We start from the raw sequence: 9,050 nt of genomic DNA on the forward strand, positions 1-9,050 counted from the left end.
AGCGCCGGGCCAGCTCGGCCGGAGCCTCGTCCCCGTCGGAGTGCCGGGTGTGCAGGTGCAGGTCCACCGGGGTGGCGAGAGTGGCGGACGCCCCCCGCATCACCGCGCTCCGGGCAGGGTGCGCCGCCAGGACGCGGCCAGCCAGCGCTCGTACTCGCGGCCGGACGGGGTGTCCATGACCAGGCAGAGCGGTTCGATGATCCGCCCCGGGCCGCCGGCCAGGCCGCCGTGGAGCATGCTGAGGTTGTGGCCGAACAGCAGGTCGCACTGCTCGCCCGGCGCGAGCACTTCCCAGCGGCGCCGGAACCGCGCCCAGGTCAGACCGGTGGCCATGAGCACCTGGTGGCAGAAGAGACGGGCCGCCTCACCTTCGCACTCACCGCAGGCGCAACGCGTGGCCAGCGGCACGGCGGCGGGGTAGCGGACCCGCTCCTCCTTCGTCAGCACGGTCTCGCTGTGGTGGAAGGACAGGCCGTGCCAGAGGGGTTCCTCCAGGCCGAGCATGGCGCCGAACGACGGATAGGCACAGCCGTGCTCCGGCTGACGCTCCAGCCCCCGGCGCAGGTTGTCGCCGATCCAGCGGGCCGCGGTGGCCGACCGGTCGTCCCCCATGTCGATTCCGCGTCGGGCGAGCACGTCGTCGATGACGCCGAGCCAGTCGTAGTACGTGGTGACGCTCAGTCCTTCTCCCACGTCGGGGAGGAAGATGCCCTGGTACATCTTGTGCGCGGGAGTGGTGGTGTAGCCGGAACTGCCGAACTCCCGCCAGGCGGGATCCCAGTCGGGCGCGTCCTGGAGACTGGGCGTCAGGTACGAGCAGTGCTGTCCGTCGTGGTGGGGCAGCAGGGTCCGGGTGGAGAAGCCCTCGGGCACGTACGTCTGCTGCGGGCGGTCGATCTCCAGCCGCAGCTCCGCGGGGGCGCCGCGGGCGATCAGCGCCGCGCGGATCCGTTCGGCCAGGGCTGCCGACAGCCGGCGGCTCTCCTCGACACCCAGTCGAAGGCGGCCGATGCGGAACACCGCGAAGCCGACCCGGTGGATGACGTCGACGGACGCGGCGGCCAGGTCGTCCAGTGCCTGCTCGCGCCGGTCCGCCGCCCCGGAGACGAGACCGGCGCAGTCGAACTGAGCCTCGGTGGGGGCGAATTTCACGGGCGCTCCAGGAGTTCGTCGGCGGTGCCGTCGGACCAGGGCGCGAAGTCGGACGGCACGCACTCGGTGCGGAAGAGGAACTCGAAGAGCAGGCGTGCCGCGATCTGCGCGGTGGTGCCGGACGGGTCGTAGCGCGGGGCGACCTCGGCCACGTCGACGGCGCCGACGGGAAGCGCGCGGAGTTCTTCGTAGACGTCGAGGAGGTCTCCGGTGCTGATGCCGCCCATGGTCACATGGCCGGTGCCGGTCGCCGAGGCGGTGTCGAGCACGTCGATGTCGAGCGAGACGTAGACGGTGTCGCACCGCGAGCCGAGTTCCTCGACGAGGGGGCGCAGCGCGGCGGCGGCGCCGTCCCTGACGAGCTGCGAGCCCGGCACGATGTGGAAGCCGCTGTCGATCAGACCGCGGTACTGGTCGTACTTGGTGACGTCGCCGACGCCGACGAAGGCCATGTCCTCCGGGCGCATCCCGGGGATCTCGCTGATCCTGCGGGAGTTGGAGCCGTGGTACAGCGGCCCGTGCAACGTGCTCCAGTTGCCGAAGTCGAAGTGGTGGTCGATGTTGATGAACCCCACGCGGCCCGCGCCGCGGTCGAGCCGCCCGGCGCGGAATCCGGCGAACGTGGGGAACGTGCACGAGTGGTCACCGTTGAGGAAGACCAGACGCGGCGCGGACTGGCTCAGCCGGCGGCTCTCCGCCGCGACGGCCTGGAACGTCCGCACCGTGTCCGTCGGGTAGATGTGCAGGTCACCTGCGTCCGCGACCTGGGGGGCGCGGTAGCGGAAGGACTGGCCGGTGCGGGTGTCGAGCATCCGCCACTGGCCCAGGCTGGTCAGATAGCTGGAGAAGACCAGGCTTGCCTGGCGGACGGCCCGGGGCCCCTCCGCGGCTCCCGGCCGGGAGCTGGCGGTGGTGTCGAAGGGAATGCCGGACACCACCCAGCCGTCCTCCCCGACGTCCACCCGGTCGGCGCGAGTGGTGGGGGTGCCGAAGAGCGTCGCGATGCCGGCCCATCCCGGCAGCGGGTCCTCCTCGAAGTCCTCGGCCTTGACGTTGTTCTGCAGCGCTTCGAAGTCGGGAAGCTCGGTCATGTCACTTCTCCTGCGCAGAGGACGTGGGAACGGTCATCGGGGTGCGGATGATGTCGTGCGCGGCGGCGATCTTCTCCTGGAACAGATCCCAGCTCGCCTCGGGGGACAGGTGCCGCGGCCGGTAGACGACGGGTGCGTCCTCCCGCCAGTCCGCGAAGTCCCAGTTGAATACGCGTTCACGCAGCCTCGGGAAGTCCGGGGTGAGCGGATAGGGAACGAAGTTGTAGAGGTTGAAGAGCCACAGCGCCGAACTGTTCTCCCGCATCCAGTCGACGGTCTGGCCGTGCGCGGCTTCCGTCTCCTCGTCGAGGCCGCCCATCATGTTGAGTACGACCTTCAGACCGGCGTCGCTCAGCTTGCGGATTCTCGACGTGTAGTCGTCGAGGCCCCGGGAGAGTTTGTTGAGCCGTTTCAGCATCTGGGAGTCGGCCGACTCGAAGCCGAGTTCCACGGCGACGACGCCGAGTTCCAGCATGGCGTCGACGATCCAGTCCTTCACCTGCATGACGTGCGTCTGCACGATGAACCGGTATCCGGGCCGGTCGCGGAAGACGTCCAACAGGTTGGCGACCGCTTCGCGCGACTGACCGAACGTCTTGTCGCCTATGTAGAAGAGCGAGGTGTCCGGGAACCGGGCGGTGAGTTCGTCCACCTCCTGCTCCAGGGCGCCCTTCTCCACGAGGGTGAGCTGCTTGCTCCAGGCGTCGCCGCAGAACGAGCACTGGTACAGGCATCCGTGGCTGGCGTTGAGCCGCAGCAGGGGAACCCGGCCCTCGTAGCCGCCGAGGTGGCGGTAGTCCGGTGCCCAGGTGATCCGCTCGGACACCAGCCCGGGCAGCAGCGGTTTCTCCAGGTCCCCGCCCGCTCCGGAGGCGAGCCCCACGAGCCTGCGTACGAAGGTGGCGTCGAGCTGGCCGCGGTGTACCGCGTGGACGGCGCCGTCCGGGGCCAGCGGGGCCATGTTCCCGCCGAGGACGACACGGCGTCCGGTGTGCTCCAGATGTTTGGCCACGTCCAGCGCGAGGCGGAAGTTCTGGGCGAGCGGGGACATGAGGATCAGATCGCCGGGGGCGGTCGCCTCCATCAGCGGTTCGCAGCAGACGTCCGGTTCCGCCGGTGCCCTCGACAGGTCACGGAAGACGGAGTCGATGCCCGCGGTGTCCAGCAGGGCGGTCAGATGGGCGACCCACAGCGGTATCTCCCATAACCCGTCGGACGGGATGAAGTACTCGGGGAGTAACGCGCGGAATCTCCGGTCGTAGTCGTCGTAGTAGCTCGACAGGTGGGGGTCCGGGTCATGGCTGGAGGGGAATGGAAGTTGGACTATGCAGCTTTTGGGCATGGTCGTCCCTTTGCTCGATGATGGTGCGGCATCGTCGAAGTGGAGCTGTCGGCCAAAACCGTCAGCCGGAACCGCGGGAGAAGACCGCACAGCGCAGTTCGCTCGTGTGGCGTTCTCCGTCTATCTCCAGCCAGAGTTGTTCGGGCGACGGGAGCATTTCGCTGAATTCCAGCGGGGAATCGGATCTCCGGGCGAGCCGGAAGATCTGTCTGACGAGGAGCGGGGACTCCCAGTCGACGTACACCGGTTTCGGCTCGTCGGGGATCTTCAGGAAACCGTGGCGGGGCAGGCCCAGGTCACGGCGGAGCCGGTGAGCGGCGGCGAACTCGGCCGCGTCCCCCTTCGCCGGGCGCGTTCCGGGGCTCCATCCGCGAAGGGCGTTCGCGGGTATGCGCCAGCGCTCCCGGTGCAGTACGACGCGCCCGCAGCGGATGCGCGGCAGATGAGTGTGACCGGCGCTGCCGATTCCGACGCCTCCGAAGTGCCGGGGGAAGGCGAACGGGGACAGCGGGTCCTGGCGGATGCTGGGTCCGCCGGCCAGCGGGGCGAGCAGCTTCAGCCGGCCTTCCACTCCTCGCGCGCGGAGCTCCAGGCGTTCGGCGGTCGCCACGACGTACAGCTGATGGGGTTGGAGCACGGCGTCCCGGCTCTTCGGGGACAGTCCGTGGACCTCCAGATCCGGGCAGGGGTAGGCCAGTTGGACGGCGGTCTTGTCCGGATGTGAGCGGGAGAGGTCGATCAGCACCTCGTCCTCGTCCAGCAGGCTCAGGTACCGCGCGTAGACCTCGTCGAGCAGTTCGGGAGCCTCGGCCTGCAGCATCGGGGCGAAGCTGGAGTGGGTGAGCACCTCGCGGACGGCGTGACAGTCGCCCACGACGGCGAGGAAGTCTCCACCGGCGAGCGCGTCGGCGTCCCGTGCGGCGAGCATGACGTCCGGATTGCACAGCGCCGGTGGTGTGGCCGGATGGCGTGCGAGCAGTTCCTCCAGCCGGTCCCGGTCGACGACCGTCTCGTGCTGATCGCCGGTGGCCCCGGCCAGCAGTACGGCGGTGATCTCCTGGTCGAGCGTCGCGATGTCCCGGTCCACTTCCTCGCACCTCCGGGCGAGCTGCGGCTTGTCCTCGAAGAAGCCGGCGTAGAAGTGCTGGAGCGCGACGGGGTTTCCCAGGCCGAAACGTTCCCTCGTCCAGGCGTGCAGGATTTCCTGTTCGCGGCGGACACGGAGCCGGGGGGCGAGGAGTGTCAGGTCGTAGACCACGGACAGCTCGCGACTGATGACGTGCTCGACGTCCTGGCCGAGGGTCATGTTCCTGACCGGGCTGTACGCCTCCTCGTAGAGGACGCTCCGGTCGGAGTAGTGCAGCCCCTGGGAACGGTTGGCCGCGGTCCCGGTGATCTCCTCGAAGTTCTTCTTGAGGCGGCCCAGCACGGCCGCACGGTCCTCGACCGGGCCGTCGGCGAACTGCCGCAGCGTGTCGGCGAACCACCGCGCCACCGCGGGATCGGCTGCCGCTTCCTCCAGGTGTCCGGTCAGCGTCCGGAGCGGATCGTCGGCCCCGACCGGAATCTCCCAGCGTGCCGTCAGCCAGTCCTTGCTCACCAGGTCGTGCAGCACCTCGTCGAAGGCGCGACGGGGCGGGGTGCCGTCGCGTCGCGCCCACGCGGTGCGGAGCTGTGCGACCGTGCGCTCGCCGTCGCACCGTTCCCACAGCCATGACCGGTCGTCGTCGAACGTTTCGGCCGTCACCTCGACGAAGCGCCAGTCGTCCGGCATGCCCGTCCGCGTCTCGAACGCGTACCGCCGGATCCGTGAGTCCTGGCCGAACGCGAGCGGGCGCCGCCGGGGACGTACGGTCTCGAAGTGCTCGGGGCGGCGGCTGAACGCCTCGGCCATGGCCTCGCCCGCCCAGTGGCTCAGGAAGGCGACGCGGCGCAGCGGACCGGTGGACCAGGAGATCCCGGTGGAGTCGGGTGCCACCCGGACCATCGCGAGAGGGCCGAAGTGCGAATGCGTCTCGTTCTTCGTGGTGACCCGCTGGAGGTACATGGTGAGCAGGTCGGTCATACGCCGGACATGCCCGTCCGATCCCCCTCCACCACCGTCGATCCAGCCGACGAACTCCTCGAAGCGCGCGTCGTTCGACAGCAGCAGAACCTGCTGGAGCGCGGGGTCGCGGAAGAGGCGTACGACGGTCTCGCGACCGCGTGCCAGCGCGGCGGCGTGATGCTTCTCGAAAGCGGCCCACCCGCTGCCCAGGGCCACGACCGCGTCCTGGTAGCGCTTGACCGTCTCTAAGGACGCCGGGCTGAGGTCCGTCTCCAGGCGCGCGAGATCCCGCGGCGGTAAAGGACGCAGCATGCCCACTCCGGAGGCGATGTCCCCCTTCGTGCCGACGCGCTCCTCGCGCAGCACGGCCTTTAATCGTTGCCCGATCCGAAGCGCCTCGTCGCGGTGGGTGAGTACGGCGTCCGCGGCCTTCGGAGTCGACGAGTCGGCGACCTCTTGGAGGAGGGCGCAGGGGAATCCCGCGTGGCGCAGCAGCATGATCGGGGCAAGCGCCCACTCTTCTGGCCTGTCCATGACTGTCCCCCGTTGCTCGCGCTGTGCCCACAACAGGGGGTGACGCTAGCCATGCGACGGGGCGTATTCAATGGCATATGCCGGGGTTCACCGACTTCAAGCCAAATATGACGGAGTCGCTTTCTGTGTCCGGCTCGCTGCGCTCCGTGCGAGTGGAGTGGCGTGGCGCACTTTTGCAAGCAGGTGCTTGCAATAGTTAGCAGGGGTGGTGCAAGGTGAAGGCATGGCATCGCTCAACGTCGGCAATCTCGGTGAGTATCTGCGTGAACAGCGGCGCACCGCGCAGCTGTCCCTGCGGCAGCTCGCCGACGCCGCCGGGGTGTCCAATCCGTATCTGAGCCAGATCGAGCGCGGGCTGCGCAAGCCGAGCGCGGAGGTGTTGCAGCAGGTCGCCAAGGCGCTGCGGATCTCCGCCGAGACGCTGTACGTGCGGGCCGGCATCCTCGACGCCGAGCGGGACCGGGACGAGGTCGAGACACGTGCGGTCATCCTCGCCGATCCCACGCTCACCGAACGGCAGAAGCAGGTGCTGCTTCAGATCTACGAGTCCTTCCGCAAGGAGAACGGATTCGAGATCGCCGACGGGGACGAAGGCGCGGAGAGCGGTCCCGGCGTGAGCGACAGTGCCGACGGCAGCGACGCCGACCCGCAGGAGCAGACGGCCAGTTGACGACGACACGGCCCGTCCGCCGATCGCGGAAGCAACCCAAACCCTCAGCTGATAGCAACCGGGAAGGACCATCACCATGGCCATCACCGATGACCTGCGCAAGACCCTGAGCGACCCCACCCCCCTCTACTTCGCCGCCGGCACCGCCGACCTCGCCCTCCAGCAGGCCAAGAAGGTTCCTGGCCTGGTCGAGCAGCTGCGTGCCGAGGCCCCGGCCCGGATCGACGCCGTGCGCGGCACCGACCCGAAGGCTGTGCAGGAGAAGGCCGCCGCCCGCGCCAAGGAGGCGACCGCCAAGGCCAAGGAAGCGACCGCCAAGGCCAAGGAGGCGCAGGAGACCTTCCAGGTCAAGGTCAACGAGTTCATCACCAGCCTGGACGGCGACCTCAAGAAGCTCGGCACCACGCTCGACGCCGACCTGAAGAAGTTCGGCGAGTCCGCCCAGGACTTCGCGCTGCGCGGAGTCGGCGTCGCCGCCGAGTACGCGGTCAAGGCCCGCGAGGCGTACGAGAAGGTCGCCGAGCACGGCGAGCAGGCCGTGAAGACCTGGCGCGGCGAGGCCGCCGACGAGATCGAGGAGCTGGCCGTCGCGGTCGAGCCCGACCCCGAGCCGGTCGCCGAGCCCGTCGTGGTGAAGGCCGCCGAGCCCACTCCGGCTCCCGCTGCTGCCGCCGCCCCGGCGAAGAAGCCCGCCGCCAAGAAGGCTCCGGCCCGCAAGACCACCGCGAAGAAGACGACGCCGCCCGCGAAGTGACACGGACGGGTGATCAGTGACGGGCCGGGCACTCCACGAGTGCCCGGCCCGTTCTTCGGGTAGCGGCAATCCGGTTGCGGGTACGGTGACCGCGTAATGACTAGCCGAGTCTGGTGGTGGACGTAGTGCTGATGCAGGGCTTCACAGGGTTCATGTGGCTGTTGAGCACCGCCCTGATCGTTTTCAGTGGCTTCGCTCTGGTCGACGCCGCCACGCGCCGCGAGGACGCCTATCGCGCGGCGGACAAGAAGACCAAGCCGTTCTGGCTGATCGTCCTCGGGCTCGCCTTCGTGGTGAACCTGATCTTCAACATCCTGTCGTTCCTGCCGATCATCGGCCTCGTCGCGACAATCGTGTACATGGTCGACGTCCGCCCGGCCCTCCGCGGCCTCCCCGGCGGCGGCCGCAGCCGCAGAGGCGGCTCCAGCAGCGACGGCCCCTACGGCCCGTACAACGGCGGACGCTGAAGTCCTACGGCCAGGTAGCCGGGGTTACGGCGCCCGGTCCAGCAGTACCACCGCCACGTCGTCCGTCAGCTCACCGCCGTTGAGGTCGCGGACCTCGTTCACCGCCGCGCGCAGCAGCTTCTCGCCGCGCAGGCCCTCCGCGAGCTGGCGGCGGACCATGGCCACCATGCCGTCCTGGCCGAGCCGTTCGCGGCGGCCCTCGCCGATCCGGCCCTCGATCAGGCCGTCGGTGTAGAGCATCAGGCTCCACTCGGCGCCCAGCTCCACCTGCATCCGCGGCCAGCGGGCGCCGGGGAGCAGGCCGAGGGCGGGGCCGTTGTTGTCGTAGGGGAGGAGCTCGGCCGGGCGGCCGGGGCGGGCGAGCAGCGGGGACGGGTGGCCGGCCAGGCACAGGCCCGCGCGGCGGCCGTCGGGGGCGATGTCGACGGTGCAGAGCGTCGCGAAGATCTCGTCGTCGGAGCGCTCGTGCTCCAGGACCTGTTGCAGCGTGCCGAGGAGCTGGTCGCCGCAGAGGCCCGCCAGGGTGAGCGCGCGCCAGGCGATACGGAGTTCCACGCCGAGCGCGGCCTCGTCGGGGCCGTGGCCGCAGACGTCGCCGATCATCGCGTGCACGGTGCCGTCGGGGGTGCGCACGGTGTCGTAGAAGTCGCCGCCGAGCAGTGCGCGGGAGCGGCCGGGGCGGTAGCGGGCGGCGAAGTGCAGCGGGGAGCCGTCGAGGAGGGGCGTGGGCAGCAGGCCGCGTTCGAGGCGGGCGTTCTCCTGGGCGCGCAGCTTGGACTCGGTGAGCTTGCGCTCGGCCCTGTCGGAACGTTTCCGCTCCACCGCGTAGCGGATCGCGCGGCTCAGCAGCCGGCCGTCCAGCTCGTCCCGGAAGAGATAGTCCTGCGCGCCCACCCGGACCGCCTCGGCGCCGCGCTCGGTGTCGCCGGACGCGGTGAGGGCGAGGACGGCGTGGCGGGGCGCGATCCTCAGCACGTGCCTGAGCACGGCCAG

8 protein-coding genes are annotated in these 9,050 nt (G+C 69.8%); 3 read left to right on the forward strand and 5 right to left on the reverse strand.

What is annotated here, in order from left to right:
• Nucleotides 1–99: 99 nt before the first annotated feature.
• The 4 genes from R6V09_RS38140 to R6V09_RS38155 form a co-directional block, all read right to left on the reverse strand.
• Complete coding sequence (locus R6V09_RS38140) at nt 100–1,152, reverse strand: hypothetical protein (protein ID WP_317886065.1); 1,053 nt, start codon at nt 1,150–1,152, stop codon at nt 100–102.
• Nucleotides 1,149–2,243, reverse strand: coding sequence for an arginase family protein (locus R6V09_RS38145; RefSeq protein ID WP_317886066.1), 1,095 nt, complete (start codon nt 2,241–2,243; stop codon nt 1,149–1,151). The genes R6V09_RS38140 and R6V09_RS38145 overlap by 4 nt, the downstream gene beginning before the upstream one ends.
• 1 nt (nt 2,244) lies before the next feature.
• Entirely contained in the window at nt 2,245–3,585 is a 1,341-nt protein-coding gene (locus R6V09_RS38150; RefSeq protein WP_317886067.1) for a B12-binding domain-containing radical SAM protein, read from the reverse strand.
• 61 nt (nt 3,586–3,646) lie between these two features.
• Nucleotides 3,647–6,166, reverse strand: a complete 2,520-nt coding sequence (locus tag R6V09_RS38155) for a lantibiotic dehydratase (RefSeq protein WP_317886068.1) — start codon at nt 6,164–6,166, stop codon at nt 3,647–3,649.
• A 223-nt stretch (nt 6,167–6,389) separates the two neighbouring features.
• On the opposite strand from R6V09_RS38155, the gene R6V09_RS38160 reads away from it, so the two are divergent.
• From R6V09_RS38160 to R6V09_RS38170, 3 genes are all read left to right on the forward strand, one after another.
• Complete coding sequence (locus tag R6V09_RS38160; protein ID WP_317886069.1) at nt 6,390–6,836, forward strand: helix-turn-helix domain-containing protein; 447 nt, start codon at nt 6,390–6,392, stop codon at nt 6,834–6,836.
• A gap of 76 nt (nt 6,837–6,912) precedes the next feature.
• The gene (locus R6V09_RS38165; protein WP_317886070.1) at nt 6,913–7,590 is read left to right on the forward strand and encodes a hypothetical protein; all 678 of its coding nucleotides are present in this window, start codon (nt 6,913–6,915) and stop codon (nt 7,588–7,590) included.
• Between the two features lie 131 nt (nt 7,591–7,721).
• Nucleotides 7,722–8,057 (forward strand): DUF2516 family protein, encoded by a 336-nt coding sequence (locus R6V09_RS38170; protein ID WP_078651503.1) that lies wholly within the window; start codon nt 7,722–7,724, stop codon nt 8,055–8,057.
• Nucleotides 8,058–8,081: 24 nt separating this feature from the next.
• Here R6V09_RS38170 and R6V09_RS38175 read toward each other — a convergent pair.
• Nucleotides 8,082–9,050 (reverse strand): PP2C family protein-serine/threonine phosphatase (locus tag R6V09_RS38175; RefSeq protein ID WP_317886071.1); only part of this gene is annotated, 969 nt, incomplete at its 5' end.

Origin of the sequence: Streptomyces sp. W16 (genome assembly GCF_033194735.1) — a bacterium.
GTDB lineage: Bacteria > Actinomycetota > Actinomycetes > Streptomycetales > Streptomycetaceae > Streptomyces.